Below are 224 nucleotides of genomic sequence, written 5' to 3' on the forward strand. Positions count from 1 at the left end.
CTATGGAACGCCGTGGAAAAAGCCGAGCGTGGAAAGAACGCCCAGCTTGCATACAGCTTTGACATTGCCTTGCAGAATGAATTTTCCCTTGAGGAAAACATCGCTCTTGCAAGGCAATTTTTGTTGGAGAACTTTGTGAGCCGTGGCATGGTGGTTGACTTCGCCGTACACCAGCCAGACCGGGAGGACGGCGGCATACCAAACCCACACTTCCATGTGCTTTG

The 224-nt window shown here is 51.8% G+C and carries 1 protein-coding gene; it reads left to right on the plus strand.

All coding sequences use genetic code 11. The features are described 5' to 3' along the window. Window positions 1–224: MobA/MobL family protein (locus tag DW806_RS15855; RefSeq protein WP_243022795.1), on the plus strand; the 224-nt coding region annotated here is incomplete at both ends.

The sequence above is a fragment of the Butyricicoccus sp. AM32-19 genome (genome assembly GCF_003480365.1).
GTDB classification, from domain to species: domain Bacteria; phylum Bacillota; class Clostridia; order Oscillospirales; family Butyricicoccaceae; genus Agathobaculum; species Agathobaculum butyriciproducens.